This is a genomic window from Vibrio celticus, assembly GCF_024347335.1.
Lineage (GTDB): Bacteria > Pseudomonadota > Gammaproteobacteria > Enterobacterales > Vibrionaceae > Vibrio > Vibrio celticus.
On sequence record NZ_AP025464.1, the window covers coordinates 1,215,536 to 1,232,854 of the forward strand.

The following is a 17,319-nucleotide window of genomic DNA, read 5'->3' on the forward strand; positions in this document are numbered from 1 at the left end:
TCGCAGACCAAACAAAAGCCGCTGTTGATCAGCGGCTTTCTTGATGGAGATAAGCGGAGGTTAGTTGTCCAACCCTTTAATTGGGTTCATCGAATGATAAACGGTTTTTACGTCACCTTTGATGGACAGCATACTTAAATCATTAATGAAGAAACGGCTGGTCATTGTGTGCTTACCGCCATTGATGAAGATTTCGATCACTGACTTATCAACATAAACTTCGATGGTTTGCTTGGTGCTCAACCTCGGTGCTTTTCTCACTGAGCCAAACTCTTCCGCGTAGAGCTGAGACATCTTACTGCGATCAAGCATGAACTCCTTTTCTGTAGCACTGAACACGATGTTATCGCCCGCAGCATTTGCAATCGTTAATTCAAACTCGTCCGTTTCCGTTTCAAGTTGAACCATGAAGCTGGTTGTATCCAACTCAAGAACGCCCTCAACCGCAACCGTGTCGCCTTGCAACGCTTTCAATTCAGGTAAAGCCGACTGCACCAGATAGCCATCTTGGATGTGAAGCTCGCGTGGTAAAGACAACATACCCGCCCACTGATGCTCATTAGATGGTGTATCAATCTCAGGCAGACCAATCCAAGCAATCAGAATACGGCGGCCTGTATCATCTAAATAAGTCTGTGGTGCATAGAAATCGAAGCCATAATCTGGCTGCGCAATATCTTGGTGGTTTTCCAGTTCTACCGAATCGAGATTTAGGCGGTCACCGACGATATAAGCCACCGAGTAGATATTTTTGAAATCGTATGGATTTTCGCTAGACACACCTTGTGGAGAAAACAGCATCACCGACTGATTCTCTATTTCAAAGAAATCTGGGCATTCCCACATATAGCCAAGGTTGTTGTAACGAGTTTGAATTGGACCTTTGTGCAGCCAATTCATCAGGTCTCGGCTGCAATATAGCGCCATAGAGCCAGTATTTTGAGGCGTTTGAGCACCCACAACCATCAGATAATCGTCGCCCTGTTTCCACACTTTTGGGTCGCGGAAATGTTCGGTGTAGTGATCGTTTTCGATAACCACGCCGTGCTTTTCTATTTTGCCGTCAGCAGACATCTTGGCAAAACATTGAGTTGGGACTCGTTGCCAGTTTTCATCACGTTTATTACCCGTAAAGAACAGCAGTGCATTGCCGTTTTCAACCAATGCGCCACCAGAATAAACACCGTGAGAATCGTAATCTTGGTCCGGGTGTAGGCCTATGCCGTGGTCTTCGAAATTAACGAAGTCTTTGGTAGAAAGGTGGTACCAGTACTTCATACCATGGACTGGGCCAACTGGCGTCCATTGGTAAAATAGGTGGTGTTCACCATTAAAGAAACACAGACCATTCGGATCATTAAGCAGACCAAACTTAGGCGCAATATGGTAGCTTGGATAGCCAGAGTCTTGTTTGCGAAGCTCTACCATCGCATCAATACTCTCTTGAGAAATATCATCTATACGGCGATATCTTTGCTCTACTGTCCAGTTCGAGTTCAAACTCATACACTCTCCTCTACGGCATTCGTATTTGAGGAGTCTTTTTGAATAAACTGAGTAAGAGCTTCTTGCGTTGGAAGTGCGGTCATTGCGCCTTTTTGCGTGGTCGCCAGTGCACCACACCCATTCGCCCACTGAATTGCAGAATCGACGACTTGTTGATTATTCCACTCTTCATGTTGAGAAAGCTTTGCAAGCAAACCGCCAACAAAAGCATCGCCTGCACCCGTGGTATCCACTGGCGTCACTGAGCGACCTGAAATCAACACACCTTGGTTTTCAAATACTCGCCAAACGCCTTTCGCGCCCTGCGTAACCAAAACAAGCGTGTTATTAAGATCTGCAATGTTAGCCAAGCCTTGTTCCATCGAAGTTGAATCGGTTAAGAAATCCAGTTCTTCTTCTGAGAATTTAACCACATCCGCCAACTCAACCGCTTTCATGACCACAGACTTAATTTCAGATGGGTTTTGCCACACTTCATCACGAAGGTTTGGATCGAAGCTGATGTAACCGCCCACGGCTTTCATGCGTCGGATGGCTTCGAAGGTGCTGCTTCGGCTTGGTTCATTAGCCAAAGAGATTGAGCAGACGTGTAGCCACTCATTTTTCTTAAATTCGGGAATGTCTGCAACAGACATAAACTGGTCGGCACTTGGTTTAACCATGAACGTAAAACTGCGCTCGCCTTGGTCATCAAGATCAACCACCACGGTTGATGTGCGTTGTTCAGGGTCCTTCACCAAGCGATCGGTATTCACACCTTCCTTTTGCAGAGTCACTTCCATAAAAGTGCCAAACGGATCGTTACCCACTCGGCCGAAAAATGCGCTTTTGCCTAAAAGGCGAGAAATCGCTACTGCGACATTAGCAGGAGCTCCGCCCGGACATTTCAATAATGTCGAGTCAGACTCCGGAATGAGGTCGACGACGGCGTCTCCAGTTACCCAAACTTGATTCATCTTTCTTACCTTAAAACTGAAAATCATGACAACCGAAAGCAAGGTGAAACTTCACGCTGTCATGTAAAAATATAAAAAGGCTAGCTAAGCCAAATCACCTAGCTAGCACCCCAAAGCTTAGGAAATGAAGTGAAAAGGGGGGCTTCACTTCTAGGGATAAACGTTAAGCTGTTGTTTTAATGTTTTGCTTGCTGCTCTCACGCAAACCTAAAACAACGGTCAGAGCAAAGGCAGTCACGAACGCGATAATCATACCTACCACGTAGTAACCAATTTTTTCCGGCGATATTGAGATGATGCCAGGAATACCCGCCGCACCCAGTGCTTGTGCTTTCACATTGAACATAGTGATAAACGCGCTTGAAACCGCAGCTGCACAAACCGCAGCAATGAATGGGTAGCGAAGCTTCAAGTTCACACCGAACATTGCAGGCTCAGTAATACCAAGCAAACCGGTCACACCAGAAGGAATCGCGATACCTTTCATTTTCTTATCTTTACTCATGAAACCAACCGCCAGTGCCGCTGCACCTTGTGACACGTTAGACATCGCCGCGATAGGGAAGATAAACGTACCACCAGTTGTTGCAATATCCGCAAGCAATTGAGTTTCAATCGCGATAAAGCTATGGTGCATACCAGTAATAACAAACGGCGCATAAATCAAACCAAACACCGCACCGCCAATGAAGCCAGCACTGTTGTATAACCAATTTAGGCCGTCACCAAGCAGGAAGCCGATATCACGAGTAAATGGACCAACAATCGTGAATGTTAACAAACCAGTTATGAAAATCGCCAATAGCGGCGTTAGCAAGTTATCCAGAACCGAAGGAATAACTTTACGCAGCCCAAGCTCAACTTTCGCTAGAATAAACGCAGAAACAAGAACAGGCAGTACTGAACCTTGATAGCCTACTTTCTCGATTTCGAAACCTAAAATGTTCCAAACCGGAATGCTGCCCGACACTGATGCGCCACCGAAGCCCCAGCCGTTAAGCAAGTCTGGGTGAACCATCAACATACCTAAAGCCGCGCCAAGGTATGGGTTACCACCAAACTTCTTACTCGCTGAAAATGCTAATAAAATAGGTAAGTACACAAAAGGAGCATTAGCAAATGTATTGATCATGTTTGCTAAGTCGGTCAAACCCGGATTAGCGTCGATTAGAGATTTGCCATCAATGAATAAGCCTTGAGCCGTCAATAGGTTGTAGATACCCATCAACAAACCACCAGCAACAATCGCCGGAATGATTGGTACAAAAATATCAGACAGGCCTTTCACCGCGCGTTGCAGGATATTTTGGTTGTCAGCACCTGCAGACGCCACATCGTTGGTCGACATTTCCGTCATTTCAGTCAGCTTAGCCAACTCAGCATAAACTTGGTTTACAATGCCTGAGCCAAAGATGATCTGATATTGACCTGCCACTTTAAACTGGCCCTTAACCCCTTCTAGGTTATCAATCGCCTGTTCATCAATTTTATCTTGGTCTGCAACCGCAAGACGCAGACGAGTCGCACAGTGTGCGAGTGCGGTGATATTACTTTTACCACCTAGTAGAGAAAGCAGCTCTTTTGCTATTTTTGGATAATTCATTACATACCCCATTGGATTATCATTTGAGCTTTTGAATTTTCGGGAACGTTTGCAAAACAAATTTTTGCCTAGAAATAACAAATGATCAAAGATAACTGCTCAATAGTGTGAGAATGATCTTCAAATTATCTCCCTAGGATAAGAAGACAGGGTTAAAATCCCCTAATAACAGGTAAATTTGATGCTCTGTTTGCAAACAATCCCAAAACTAAAATTACAATTGGATAATGAATAATGGCTAGTCTTCATGATGTCGCTCGTCTCGCTGGAGTTTCCAAGTCGACGGTTTCAAGAGTAATCAATGATGAGTATGGCGTAAAAGACGCGACCAAGGTGAAGGTGCGTAAAGCGGTTGAAGAGTGTGGCTATCTCCCAAACCAAGTCGCTAAAGACTTAAAGTCCCAAAAAACCAACCTGGTTGGCGTGATTGTTCCTAGGGTTTCTTCCCATGCCACCTCTCAGGGTGTCGATGGTTTAACCGCCGTCTTAGAGCAAGCGGGCAAGCATGTATTATTAGCGAGCACACACCAAACACACCATAAAGAACTTGAATATATTCAGATATTTAACCAGAAGCGTGTTGAAGGCATCATCCTGTACGCGACCCACCTCGACAACCAATTAGTCAAAGCGATTCAAAGCTCTGCCGTACCCGTGGTATTGGTTGGTCAAGACGGGTCAATGTTTAACATCCCAAGCATTGTGCACGACGACACTCGCGTAGGGTTTGAAGCGGGTAATCGCCTCATAGCGAAAGCTTGTAAGCATATGGGATTCATCGGTGTGCAAGGTGATGATATTGCGGTTGATAAGATGAGATCGGAAGGCTTCGCTCAATCGCTTCAATTTAACGAGCTCACACTGCAATTTCACGCCCGTGGCGACTTCACCATAGAGTCAGGTTACCAACTGGCTAAACAGTCTCTAAAAGAGCACACCGAGCTCGATGGCCTGTTCTGCGCAACTGACCGTATCGCAATTGGTGCGATCAGAGCAATTCAAGAAGCGGGCCTCGTTCCAGGAAAGGATGTCTTGGTACTCGGCGTGGGTGATGATGAACTTGCTTCAGTATGCACACCAACGCTGTCTACGTTTAACTATGCGTTTGATAAAGCGGGAGAAAATGGAGCCAAGCTGCTACTCGACCGTATTGAGAAAAAAGGCTTTGAAATGAGCAAGATGGTGTTGACCTTCACCACTATTGACCGAGAGTCTTGCTAGCGATTTATTTCAGAGATCAGGTTATCCCAAGATAAAAAATGCCAACCTTCGAGTTGAAACGATAAGGTTGGCATTTGGTGATGCGACTATCACATCATGAGTAACACTCTCTATCTAAACGATATATCAAGCAATTAGAACCAAGTTTCCATCTGCAGTGCAAACAGAACCTCGCCGCCCTCTCCCATCGTTGCAGCATCTGCTTCAGTGCTGATCGAGTAACCATTCAGGTCTTCACTCCAATCCACATAGCTCACAGCGAAACGCAGTTCAGGCCTATCAAAGAAACCAGTGCTAGTTGAAAGCTTCAGTGTTGGTGCAACTGTCGCTTTGTAGAAACCGCCGCTCGCTTGCTCTGTCGAGTTGTCTAAATCCATGTATTGCAATGAACCTTCGTAAACCATCTCAAAGTTCTCTGTGAACTCTTGAGCTAATCGAACGTTTAAAGAAGCCCATGTGAACTCGTCATTCTTCTTCAGACGGTCTTGGCTATGCTCTGCCATTAATGCAGGTGCTAAGCGCCAGTTGTCGCCAATGCGAGTGACACCGTAGCTAAACAGGCGAACGGCTTTCGCGTCATCCAGTAGATCACCATTTGAACCGATGCCTTTTAGCTCTGCACCTAGGCCGCTACCCACTAACATACCCGTTTTAGAGAAGCCTTCGCTCAGACCAAAGAAGTTGTCTCCATGGTATGCAAACATTGCGTGTACACCGCTTTCAGCTGCGCCATTTAGGCGGCTATCGTTGTCTGCTGAGGTCATACCGCTCAACATCACTTGCCATTGGCCAATACGGTTATTCATGGTTGCAATGTAGTTTTCTACATCTGTTGACGAGCTATCAATCTCACCAAAATCTCGACCATAAATAGAGAAATTCGCTTTCCAGTTGTCGCTCATCTGAACGTCATAAACGCCCGCACCAGTACCTGATAAGAAGACAATATCCGAATCGAAAAAGTGAATATCAAAGTTATCGCGATCGAATCGTTTACCCGCCCAGAACGTTGCTTCAGAAAACGCTTCAGATTCAGAGAACATACTCAGACGGTTCAGTTCTGAATACACTTGTCGCACATTCAACTGGCTTTCGCTGGCAGTCCACTCGTTATTTGTCTCAGTACTGTCGGCCAACATGATGCGAAACAAAGCACTAGAGCCATCGTCTGCAAATCGCTTATGAATCAAGTTCGCTTCAACGTAATGATCATCTTCAACACCAAGACGTCCAATTGGAGCTCCAATGGCACCAGCTGTCGTCATGTAAGGTCCAGTGCCTGTCGCGCCATTGAGGTCGTCGTTGATCAATAACCCAGAGCGAGCATAGCCGTGAAACTCAAACGAAGAAGCCTTTTCATTGGCCTCGGTAGAGACCTGCTCTGTTTGTGCAACCCTTTGTTCTAATTCATTAATACGTTGCTCTAATGCTGCAACGTCTTCACTTGCTAATACCGATGTAGTCATTAACCCCATTGTTACAGCAACCGCTAAAATGTGTCGTTTCATTCTGATGTTCTCACGTTAATTGTTTTGGATTGTCTGCAAACGTTCCCAAAATAATTCGTAAGCGCATTTCGGCTTATACTTTTGATGTATAAGCTCTATATCGAAGAAGAAATAGAAATCAGTCGTGTTTATTACTTCACTTTTGTATCTGAGTGGATGATAGATCGATAATTTCGGGAACGTTACCGAAAATGAATAATTCTGATAACTTTGTCACAAGTGAAATTGATTAATGGGCGAAAAATAGTGTCTCGCGCACATTAGCTATCTCAGAAAAATAGAGAGAAAATCCAGTACGAGAATTAGGAAAGGCGCTAAAAAATGCAACAGGTTGGCTATAAAAATTAAAGCCTGAGAAGCGATTTTTCAGGCTTTAGAAAGGCGTTCATTGATAACAATAGGTCGTTTTTGAAAAGTGTATGACATTAACTAACGTGACAGTTTATAGAAGAGTAAAGTGTTTAAAAGACTACTTTCTCTTACCCTGCTCCACCAGCTTTTCGTTCCATGCCGTATTGCCGTCACGCTTAGTCACGTCATACTCTGAACAGAACTGAGAGATGGTCATGTTGTTGTCGCCAGTCGCCAATTTCAACGCCAACTGGACTTGTTGAAGTTTGCTTTGCAGACGCAGAATCTGACCAGCATTCGGGCTCTTCTCTTTGGCATACTTTAAGGCTGCATGCTTACGCTCGGCCGCGCCCGCTCGGCGATCGGCTTCTGATAACAGATACTTGAGTTGAGCAACACTCTTGCCTTTCTTGAAGGCAGGATCAAGCAACTCAACGCATTCATCAAACGATGGATCGATAACGTATGGGTCAACTTTATGAGCTTGTTGGCGCATCCACTCTAGTGCGAGTTTTTCATCTGACATAATTACATCTTTACCAAAGAAACAGCCCTATATGGTATCGCTCAATAGCAAACCGCTGCAATAACAAATTGAGTGACTTTACGCCTTTTTGCGCTGTGCCGATTGACTAATTTAACAATCACAGCCCCAATAGTTGGCTTTAACGCATCACAAACAGCTCTTCGTGATAGTGCTTTTCAATATCAAATTGATAGGTGTCTAATTCTTTTTTCAGTGATGTAGAGAACAACTCCGGCCCACAGAAATACATCTCGTACTCGTTGAGGTCGCCACATTGATTGACAATTCTTCCGGCGTTCAGTCGAGGTGAATGTAAGGTGTCTATCACGGTCAACTTCACACCAACCGCGTGTGCAAGGTGCCACAACTCATCGATTAATTGCTTATCAACACCGCGAGTACAATAAAACAGTTCAATACGAGGATGATCTCGTTCTGTTTTGAGCGCTTCAAGTGTTGCAAAAAACGACGCGATCCCAACACCACCAGCAATCCAAATTTGTGGTTTGCTTAGGTCAAAATAAAGTCGACCATAGGGTCCTTCAACCGTCACCGCATCGCCTGCTTTCACTCGCTCATATAGGCCATTGGTAAAATCACCCAACTCTTTGATCAAGAAACTCAGTTCTGGATCATCACTGCCAGAAACAATCGTAAACGGATGCGGGTCTTCATTACCGAAACGCAAGTACGCAAACTGCCCAGCTTTGTGACCTTGCCAAGATGCATCAGGTTTTAAGACTAGCTCCATCACCTCAGCTTGTGGAAAATAACGAGTTGAGGTAATGGCCGCTGAGTGACGATTACGACGCCCAACCAAGCCCAACAAACTGTAAATCGCTGCGATAGACCCAACCAAAGCAAATGCCACAGTTAGATAATAAATAGGCTCTCCCCAATACGCTCGTTTAAGCAGTATTACTGAGTGAAAAGCGATAAACAGGTACGCAACCGACATCAAACGGTGCGACAATTTAAACGGTTTATACTTCACTGCCGCCCATAGTGACGCCACCAGTAAAATGAGTAATAAGTAGAAGCCCCATTCGCCAATACTCTGAGCAATTCCGCGCAATTCACTGACCCATAACTCCCACCCTGTCAAAACAGCTTGCGGCCCTGAACCATCGTGTCGTACAGGCTTATCTAACACGCCAGACACCACCAATGACTTAGGAATTTGGTACCACAACCAGTGTGTCACACCCAGTGCAACACCACCGATACCGAGCCATTTATGGACTCGATATGCTTTATCCATACCTTTCAGCCAATTCTCAACCATAGGCAAACGCATCGCCAAGCTCATGGTGATGGACATTAACATCAGAGACAAAATACCTGAGTACTGAATCATGGCTGAGCGCCATTCAAAGACATCGCTTGAAGCGAATAATTGCGGTTCCATCGCAAACCAAAAGGCTGACATTGTGGCAATCATTGCCCAAATGATATTGCGGACTGTTTTCATTTTTTAACACTCATAAAGACGACATCATTACTTTAGCTCCTGTGATGTAAAGGGACGTCAACGCACGTAAATCTATGCAAAGGATCTCGCTCATTGTGCTGTAGCAGAGATAAAAGAGACAAACTGCCCACGGCCAATAAGTGCTCTTTGATCGATAAAAGCGGATTCTTCGTACATATAAGTCCGTTAGTGAGCATGCTCGAAGATAACAATAAATGAGAAGAAGAGAAGATATGAAGGATATGACCCTTTCTAAACAAGATATCCAAACAATGGATCCGCGCCACCGCATTCGTTTAGTTAATTCCTTGTCTGGATTTAAAAGCGCCAACCTAATTGGCACTTGTGATAAACAGGGGTTTGAAAACCTTGCGATAGTAAGCTCTGTCATTCACCTAGGGTCTGATCCGGCGCTGCTTGGTTTTATTGTTCGCCCAGATAAAAGCCGCCGTCATACGCTAGAAAACATTCTAGAAACAAAGTACTTCACCGTTAACAGCATTGGTGCTGACTTTGTTAAAAAGGCCCATCAAACCTCGGCTCGCTACCCTAAACCAGTCTCAGAATTCAACGCGGTCGGCTTAACGGCCTATTATGACGACAAATTCCCCGCTCCTTTCGTCTTGGAGAGCAGTTTAAAGGTAGGGTTAGCGTTCAAAGAACAGATCACAATCGAAAGCAATCAAACGCAAATGTTGATCGGTGAAGTTATAACGATTCACGCACCCAAACGCGCCGTGATGCCGGATGGCTACCTTGATTTAGAAGCGTTGGATTTGGTCACGGTATCAGGGCTTGATAGCTACCACGTAACTCAAAGACTGCACCGATTAAGCTATGCAAAACCACAACAGCCACTCTTTCCACTCACTCGTGAAGGTAACCCAACTTCATGGGAAGCGTTCGAACTTAATCTAGACTAATTTTGTTCGGCAATTTGTTATCAAAAGTGCTAACGTCCTTTAACGCCAAGAGATGCATCTCACACAAGTGCATCTCGCTGAGCACCCCATTCATTCTTACGTCTGTTTCCAAGGACCCTTTTGAAGTTAACTCACTTTAAATACAAAACGCGCGAAGGCCCAGACTACCGGCACGGCGACCAGGTGTCTTTTATGGACATCAAACAGACCTTCGGTATGGGCAGCATTCGTGTGGGGGCTTGGGTCACGAAAGAAGAAAAAGAGTTGGCCGCAAATCTGATATTCGACTCGCTAGCCGACTTGGCTTACATCTTGGCTTTGCCACCAGAAGCAATTGGCTTACGTGGCACATTAGGCTTAGCGTTCGGCAGTGGTGGCAGAAAGGGTGTACAAGCACACTACGCCCCAAACCAGAGAGAATTAGCCCTCGCCAAGAACGCTGGAGCTGGCGCGCTCGCACACGAGTTCTGGCATGCGTTTGACCACTACATCGCCGAAAAGGCGTTTGAGATTGGTGACACCTCCGGTCCTCGCAAGCAAATCTTGTTCGCCAGTGACTGTTGGCTACACGATAGAAAAGTAAGACCACATCCATTAAACGAGAGTTTGATGTCTTTGTTTGACGCCACTTTGCTTAGCGACAATAACTTGGACAAACACGATTACGTGGCTCGCAGCGTTATTGCCGACAAGGCGATGTCTGCCCGTTACTTCTCACTACCCACAGAGATGATGGCGCGTGCTTTTGAGTCCGTGATTGAATCGTGTTCCGATATCAAGAACGCTTATCTAGTGGATGGCACAACCAAGCCTGATATGTACCCCGTGTATCCTGATATGGCGCACCGAGAACAGATATACCAAGCCCTGCAAGGTTACTTCGCACCATTAGGCCGATCTTTAAGTAAATAGCGTTTTGAGTCAGTAGCACTCTGCAGATTTACAGTGAATGACATGTACCATAAGTTGATCATGTGCAACCTCTGATATAACATGTACAACAAGCGGAACATGTATAATGGTTAATCCATGAATGATTAACTATTCTGTGTATATTGAAAGATTAAACATATCCAAAAACAACAGGGTAAATAAGTGATGAATATTGTTTCTTTTACTGAGGCCAGAAATAGCCTTAAGTCTGTGCTCGATAGAGTGGTAGACGATTCTGATGTTACGGTAATAACCAGACGCGATTCAGAAGATGCCGTGGTAATGTCTCTTGATCATTTTAATTCAATGCAAGAAACCTTGTACCTAATGAGCTCGCCTAAAAACGCTGAAAGATTGGCTGAATCCATTGCTCAACTCGAAGCCGGAAATACAACCGTTCGAGAATTGAATAATGACGAATGATCGAAAGATTGTATTTACAGATAATGCTTGGGAAGATTACCTATACTGGCAAACCCAAGACAAGAAAACGCTCAAGAAACTAAATAAGTTGATTGAAGCTGCCAAAAGAATGCCCTTTGAAGGGATTGGAAAGCCGGAGCCACTAGTCGGCAACCTGTCTGGCTTTTGGTCAAGACGAATCGATGACAAGAATCGATTAGTGTATAAAGCAGATGACGATAACTTTTACATAATTGCTTGTCGTCACCACTATTAAAAGCAGTAAGCAGCACATCATAGACTGAACCTTAAGCATTAAGACCAGCATAAATCCCGTCTAACGTGATGTTTTTCTTTGACTTCCTCTGGGCGGACTTTTGTGCGTTCTTAAATATATAGCTAGAGGCCCATTCCAGTTTATTGCCTATTTCTGACCATGCCTTGTGGCTGATACATTCAAATATGGGCAACAGCCACACATCCACATTTTTTGCCGCCTTAAACAGCGAGACCGATGGCATTATCTGAAGCGCAGTACTGCGCCTGATGATCAGCGAGTAAACTGGCCCAGATAAGCCCATCAACGATGGCCTTTTGTGCGGTGACAAATCGTTGCCAGTTTGTGTGAGATTTTAATTCTTTAAAAAGCAACTCCACCTGCCATCGACAGCGGTAGATCGCCATTATGTCATCAGCAGTATAGGTACCTGAAGGCAAGTTAGTTAACCAAATACAGAATCGCTTTTCTTCGGCAAACCAACGTCTTACCACTCTAAATTCTTGCTTACCACTACGAACTTTAAGGTCGAGTACCTGTGAGCGATTAGTACCTCGAGTGATGTCTTTGAGCTTCTTTCCTTCTAGTTTAGATAAATGCCGGCCCTGACCGTTTCTCGCTTCTATAACATGAGGATTCAGGGACTTTGCTCCTCGAAAAATATAGAAACCACCATACAGTTCAAGCTCAGTAAAGAATTGGAAGTCAGGGTACCCTGCGTCAGCCAACAACAATTTGTTACTCATTGTTTTGGGGGCGGGCAAAAAGTCTCTTTCTGATGCTGTATCAGCGCTGATGCTCATTGCGACTGGAGAAAAGCTTTTTAAAGACATTGTCATATGGCATTCAACTGCGGCTGGATTGCGTTTAAATCGGCTCGGGTAAACGTTCGAAAGGTCACGATGAATGTGGAAAGAGCTACCATCTTGAAGCAGCACATCATCAAAGGTGGCGAGTTTATCTGGTAGGTTGGCACTCTGCTGGCGAGCAAACTGAGCTATCGCTCGCATGGCCAATTGGCGCATGAATATCGGAAATTCTTCTTTTCTTAACTGGTTATGGTAGGGCTTATAAGCCACAGTATCTTTAGCGCTTAAGCACATCCCATTGAATTGCCTTAGTAAATCGGCAATAGATGAGCAGTTTCCTTTGCTCAAAGCGGCCACTAGGCTTACTACTAGCTGGTCGGGTAAGATAGCCCGACATCGCTTCATAAGTCCTGTACTTTTCGCCATTTTTTGAAGGCTATCAGCATTAAAGAATTGCTTAAACTGCTTTTGTAGGGAGATAATCGTCATCGGCTTCACGGTTGATATGGGTGGTTTGTTTGGCGACGATTATCTGATCATAAATGAAGCCTTTTTTCTATCTAAATAAATAGCTTAGAGCTTAAGATCCTGTCTATGAGCAGCACATAGAAAGAGCAGTAATGATCAGTTGGCCATCTTTGGTAAAACTCGACGGTGACGATGAGCTTATTTACGTCGCGTCCGAGCAAGATTTTCAAGCAGAATGCTCAGACATGATCTTGGGCGAAGATGATTATCTGATTGATTCAGAGGGCGACAGCTACTCGCTACAATCAAACTCAAACCAACTGGGTTTAGCTAAACGAGCCGAGCAGTATTCGGTTGAAAGCGTGACTAAACTGATTCGAAATCACGAATTCCAGAAAGCCGAAGTGTGCTTGATGAAGATTCACTTCTTAACGATTGAAGAAGCAATTCAGTCGCTGGCTTTTGAGCCACGTTAATAGCTCTCCTGAAAGCTAAAAAACGAAACCTGTTAAAACAAAAACAGCGCCTCAATAGGCGCTGTTTCTCGTTTCTTATCTCGCTAGTCGATTAAGCGACAATTAAGCGATAAAAATCTGTGCCAGTGCGTAGCCCAAGCAACATGCGCCGACCACACCGATCAAACCAACCGACATGAATGAGTGGTTGAAGTACCACTTACCAATCTTGGTAGTGCCAGACACATCGAAGTTCACCGTTGCGATATCTGATGGGTAGTTAGGGATGAAGAAGTAACCGTAAACCGCTGGCATCAAGCCGATAAGCAGTGCTGGGTCTAATCCTAAGCCAAGGCCAACCGGTAGCATCATACGTGCAGTAGCCGCTTGTGAGTTCACCACAACCGATACGATGAATAGCGCTAGTGCGAACGTCCATGGGTAGTTAGTCACCATTTCCACGATGCCAGATTTGAACTGAGGCATTGCGTATTGGAAGTAAGTATCTGACATCCAAGCGATACCGAAGATAGCAATCGCCGCCACCATACCCGATTTAAATACTACGCCGTTTGGCACATCTCGCGGGTCAGTTTTAGTCGCTAACAAGATGATACCGCCGAAGCAGAGCATCATCATTTGGATGATGACCGACATCTTGATTGGCTTGTCGCCGTCAACGATGGTTCTAATCTCAGGCACCATCGCCACGATAACAATCACGACAATTGAAAGTAGGAAAATCAAAACCGCATTACGAGCCGAAGTTGGCAGCACTTCATCCAAAGACGTCGCTGTGGTGCTTTCGATACGCTTTTTCCACTCAGGATCTTTTAGACGCGCTTGGTATTCAGGATCGTCGTTCAGCTCTTTACCGCGTTTCAAGCTGTACAAAGAAAGTAAGAACGTACCAAACAGCGTTGCAGGAACCGTCACCATCAAAATAGAAAGCAGAGTAATAGAATGTTGAATATCAGAAAGCTGTGCGAGGTAATACACCACAGCCGCTGAGATTGGTGATGCCGTGATAGCAAGTTGAGACGCGACAGACGCAGCTGCCATTGGGCGCTCAGGACGAATACCGTTCTTCAGTGCGACATCACCGATGATCGGCATGATGGAGTAAACCGCGTGACCAGTACCCAATAGGAAAGTCATCGAGTAAGTCACGAACGGAGCTATCAGGGTAACGCGTTTCGGATTCTTTCTTAGCACCCTTTCCGCCACTTGCAGCATGTATTTCAAACCACCTGCCGCTTCGAGAATCGAAGCACAAGTAACAACGGCGAGGATGATCAGCATTACGGTGACAGGAGGAGACGTTGGTGGCATCTTGAAGACAAACACCTCGATAACCAAACCAATACCAGAAACAACACCTAAGCCAATACCGCCATACCGAGACCCGATATAAAGGACGACTAATAAAAATAGAAACTCAAAATACAACATAAACAACCCTGCTAAAAATGTGGACTAATGTTATTTTCTCCCTAAGTTCAGCCATTTACTTATTGCTTGGTCACACTATGATTGCAGGCTCCAGGCAATTGCTTTTTATAAGATTATGGTCACGCTAACACGCCCGTAAGTTTATGAAATGTAATAAGAAGCCAGACGCACAAGCTATATTTGTTATGTGGAATAATCATAATTGTTTCTGTTATATCTGGATGGCCTATAAAATACCAAGCTCATAACTGAGCGATATTATTCCAACCATAATCAATCACATTTAAAGTCATTCAGAAGCATATTACCGAGCCGATTGGATACATTCTTACTGAACGTTGACTCGCCTATCACTAGACACTATGTCAAAATACCTGCCCTCACGACGACAACACAGAAAGAACCACGTATATGAATTTTCAAGCTGCTATTTTTGATATGGATGGACTGCTGCTCGACACTGAGCGACTTTGTATGCAGGTTTTTGAAGAAGCATGTCACGCGCAAGGTGTTCCGTTTTTGCAAGATGTTTACCTAGGCATCATCGGCTGTAACGCAAAAACCATCGAACAGATTTTTCGAAACGGTTATGGTGAAGGGCTAGATTACCCAGCGCTGAATAATGAATGGCGCACCCGCTACAGTGCGATTGTTAAAAACCAAGCAATCCCAGTAAAAGATGGCGTAATTGAGCTGCTTGAATGGCTAAAATCAAACGACATTCCAATCGCGGTGGCGACCTCCACTCAGCTTGATATCGCGAAGAAGAAGCTTGAGCTGGCTGGCCTAGATTCGTACTTCACCTCGTTAAGCACAGGCTGCGAAGTGACTCACGGCAAGCCTCATCCAGAGATCTACCTGCTAGCGGCAGAACGCTTAGGTGTTGCACCTGAAACCTGCCTAGCGTTTGAGGACTCGAACAACGGTATTCGTGCATCAATGGCAGCGAACATGATCAGCTTCCAAATTCCAGATTTGGTTGAACCTTGCGAAGAAGTTAAAGCGCTTGGTCACACGATCAGCCCGTCACTGCATCATGTATTGGCGCAGCTGCAACAGGCCGCCGCTTAAAAGCCCATCACAGCAATTTAAGACCAATATTAAGCCGACTCACTGAGTCGGTTTTTTTGTGGGTATTCCTTTTATAAAAGATAAAAAATCGCGCTAGAAACTGTTACAGTCGATGTGAAACTGATGCTAACTGACAAGCAACATTGATAACGTCTAGAAAGGGAGAAAGGGACGCGTGATTGAAAAAATTGAAAGCCAACTGCTTGATTTTGCACAACAAGAAATGACACAAGATGCGGCGCATGATATCAGCCACATCAAGCGCGTTGTCAAAACAGCTAAGGCTTTATGTACTCAAGAACAGGCTAAGCTTGAGGTCGTTCTGCCTGCTGCTTACCTTCATGATTGTTTCACCTTTCCCAAGAACCACCCAGACAGAGCCAAAAGCTCACAAATGGCGGCAGACAAGGCGATCTCTTTCCTCAAATCTATCGAGTATCCTGCGCCCTATCTCGACGAGATCCATCATGCGATTGTCACTCACAGTTACAGTGCCAACATCACACCAGAAACCTTGGAAGCACAGATTGTTCAAGATGCTGATCGCCTAGATTCTCTCGGTGCGATCGGCATTGCTCGCTGCCTATACGTTGGCCAAAGCTTTAACGCAGAGCTCTATAACCACGAAGACCCGTTCGCCAAGCTGCGTGACTTGGATGACAAGAATTACAGTGTCGACCATTTCTACGTGAAACTGTTCAAGCTGGCTGAAACCATGAATACAGAATCCGCCAAATTAGAAGCCAACAAGCGCACCGACTACATGCGCGGTTTTCTAGAACAGTTGGGCGCAGAAGTTTAACGGATTACAAAAGAGACACGCGATAAGGGAGAGAGAAGGATATGGAAATCAACCGCTTTAAAGCATCCGACGCCGAAGAGATCGTCACTTGGTTTACATCCCTAGAAGACTACGTTCTGTGGGGAGGGCGAACCTTTGGTTGGCCATTAGAAGCCGCCTCCATCATTGAACGTTCTCAAGAGCCCCATGTCGAGCTGTACACATTCTCCACATCTAGCACTAACTCGAATGCTAATGACTTGCTTGGCTTTATGGAATTTCAACGCATGTCAGACAGTGAGCTTCGCTTTTGCCGAGTCGCGATTCGCCCAAGCCAACGTGGTAAAGGGCTTGGGCAATCCATGATAGAAAGTGCATTAGAAGCGGCGAAAGAAATACCAGATGTCACCACCATCACCTTAGCGGTATTTAAGCAAAACCACGGCGCAAAACGCTGCTACGACAAAGCCGGCTTTCAAGTGGTAGACAAAGAGCCGAGCGTAAAAGAGTTCAATGGTAAAACATGGCCCCTGTATCAAATGGAATTAAAGCTCGGCTAGTTTGTTTTGATCAACAAACTGGTTTTAATTACTAGATTCAACCCCA

The 17,319-nt window shown here is 45.1% G+C and carries 16 protein-coding genes and 1 pseudogene; 9 read left to right on the forward strand and 8 right to left on the reverse strand.

The genetic code is table 11. The annotated features are described in order from the left end of the window. Window positions 1–60: 60 nt before the first annotated feature. The 3 genes from OCV19_RS21390 to OCV19_RS21400 form a co-directional block, all read right to left on the reverse strand. On the reverse strand, window positions 61–1,506 hold the full coding sequence (locus OCV19_RS21390; RefSeq protein WP_065675311.1) for a sucrose-6-phosphate hydrolase: 1,446 nt from the start codon (window positions 1,504–1,506) through the stop codon (window positions 61–63). Then, on the reverse strand, window positions 1,503–2,462 hold the full coding sequence (locus tag OCV19_RS21395; protein ID WP_065675312.1) for an aminoimidazole riboside kinase: 960 nt from the start codon (window positions 2,460–2,462) through the stop codon (window positions 1,503–1,505). The genes OCV19_RS21390 and OCV19_RS21395 overlap by 4 nt, the downstream gene beginning before the upstream one ends. Window positions 2,463–2,625: 163 nt before the next feature. Beyond that, on the reverse strand, window positions 2,626–4,065 hold the full coding sequence (locus OCV19_RS21400) for a sucrose-specific PTS transporter subunit IIBC (protein WP_065584829.1): 1,440 nt from the start codon (window positions 4,063–4,065) through the stop codon (window positions 2,626–2,628). A 234-nt stretch (window positions 4,066–4,299) separates the two neighbouring features. On the opposite strand from OCV19_RS21400, the gene OCV19_RS21405 reads away from it, so the two are divergent. After that, a complete protein-coding gene (locus OCV19_RS21405) occupies window positions 4,300–5,286 on the forward strand; it encodes a LacI family DNA-binding transcriptional regulator (RefSeq protein ID WP_065675313.1) in 987 nt (328 codons plus the stop codon). Between the two features lie 134 nt (window positions 5,287–5,420). Here the strand turns inward: OCV19_RS21405 and OCV19_RS21410 are convergent, their stop codons facing one another. The 3 genes from OCV19_RS21410 to OCV19_RS21420 form a co-directional block, all read right to left on the reverse strand. After that, entirely contained in the window at window positions 5,421–6,794 is a 1,374-nt protein-coding gene (locus OCV19_RS21410; protein ID WP_065675314.1) for a carbohydrate porin, read from the reverse strand. Between the two features lie 469 nt (window positions 6,795–7,263). Beyond that, the gene (locus tag OCV19_RS21415) at window positions 7,264–7,671 is read right to left on the reverse strand and encodes a hypothetical protein (RefSeq protein WP_017061620.1); all 408 of its coding nucleotides are present in this window, start codon (window positions 7,669–7,671) and stop codon (window positions 7,264–7,266) included. Between the two features lie 139 nt (window positions 7,672–7,810). Next, complete coding sequence (locus OCV19_RS21420) at window positions 7,811–9,142, reverse strand: ferredoxin reductase family protein (protein ID WP_065675315.1); 1,332 nt, start codon at window positions 9,140–9,142, stop codon at window positions 7,811–7,813. A 233-nt stretch (window positions 9,143–9,375) separates the two neighbouring features. Here OCV19_RS21420 and OCV19_RS21425 point away from each other — a divergent pair, with 233 nt between their 5' ends. The 4 genes from OCV19_RS21425 to OCV19_RS21440 all read left to right on the forward strand — a co-directional run bounded on the left by OCV19_RS21425 (window position 9,376) and on the right by OCV19_RS21440 (window position 11,677). After that, a complete protein-coding gene (locus OCV19_RS21425) occupies window positions 9,376–10,065 on the forward strand; it encodes a flavin reductase family protein (protein ID WP_065675316.1) in 690 nt (229 codons plus the stop codon). A 120-nt stretch (window positions 10,066–10,185) separates the two neighbouring features. After that, complete coding sequence (locus OCV19_RS21430; RefSeq protein WP_050653202.1) at window positions 10,186–10,977, forward strand: CLCA_X family protein; 792 nt, start codon at window positions 10,186–10,188, stop codon at window positions 10,975–10,977. A gap of 186 nt (window positions 10,978–11,163) precedes the next feature. Continuing rightward, window positions 11,164–11,421, forward strand: a complete 258-nt coding sequence (locus OCV19_RS21435) for a type II toxin-antitoxin system Phd/YefM family antitoxin (protein ID WP_017061616.1) — start codon at window positions 11,164–11,166, stop codon at window positions 11,419–11,421. Further along, complete coding sequence (locus OCV19_RS21440) at window positions 11,411–11,677, forward strand: Txe/YoeB family addiction module toxin (RefSeq protein ID WP_019821272.1); 267 nt, start codon at window positions 11,411–11,413, stop codon at window positions 11,675–11,677. The genes OCV19_RS21435 and OCV19_RS21440 overlap by 11 nt, the downstream gene beginning before the upstream one ends. Window positions 11,678–11,708: 31 nt before the next feature. On the opposite strand, the pseudogene OCV19_RS21445 reads toward OCV19_RS21440, so the two are convergent. Further along, window positions 11,709–12,975 (reverse strand): annotated as a pseudogene (locus OCV19_RS21445) (IS4 family transposase). A 131-nt stretch (window positions 12,976–13,106) separates the two neighbouring features. Here OCV19_RS21445 and OCV19_RS21450 point away from each other — a divergent pair. Further along, window positions 13,107–13,430, forward strand: a complete 324-nt coding sequence (locus OCV19_RS21450; RefSeq protein WP_050647471.1) for a DUF4144 domain-containing protein — start codon at window positions 13,107–13,109, stop codon at window positions 13,428–13,430. 102 nt (window positions 13,431–13,532) lie between these two features. Here the strand turns inward: OCV19_RS21450 and OCV19_RS21455 are convergent, their stop codons facing one another. Further along, on the reverse strand, window positions 13,533–14,861 hold the full coding sequence (locus OCV19_RS21455; RefSeq protein WP_010432780.1) for an anaerobic C4-dicarboxylate transporter: 1,329 nt from the start codon (window positions 14,859–14,861) through the stop codon (window positions 13,533–13,535). 411 nt (window positions 14,862–15,272) lie between these two features. On the opposite strand from OCV19_RS21455, the gene OCV19_RS21460 reads away from it, so the two are divergent. The 3 genes from OCV19_RS21460 (at window position 15,273) to OCV19_RS21470 (ending at window position 17,273) form a co-directional block, all read left to right on the forward strand. After that, window positions 15,273–15,932 (forward strand): HAD family hydrolase, encoded by a 660-nt coding sequence (locus tag OCV19_RS21460; protein WP_010432777.1) that lies wholly within the window; start codon window positions 15,273–15,275, stop codon window positions 15,930–15,932. 175 nt (window positions 15,933–16,107) lie between these two features. Beyond that, window positions 16,108–16,734, forward strand: a complete 627-nt coding sequence (locus OCV19_RS21465; RefSeq protein WP_065676283.1) for an HD domain-containing protein — start codon at window positions 16,108–16,110, stop codon at window positions 16,732–16,734. 41 nt (window positions 16,735–16,775) lie between these two features. Continuing rightward, on the forward strand, window positions 16,776–17,273 hold the full coding sequence (locus OCV19_RS21470) for a GNAT family N-acetyltransferase (RefSeq protein ID WP_065676284.1): 498 nt from the start codon (window positions 16,776–16,778) through the stop codon (window positions 17,271–17,273). The last annotated feature ends 46 nt before the right edge of the window (window positions 17,274–17,319 follow it).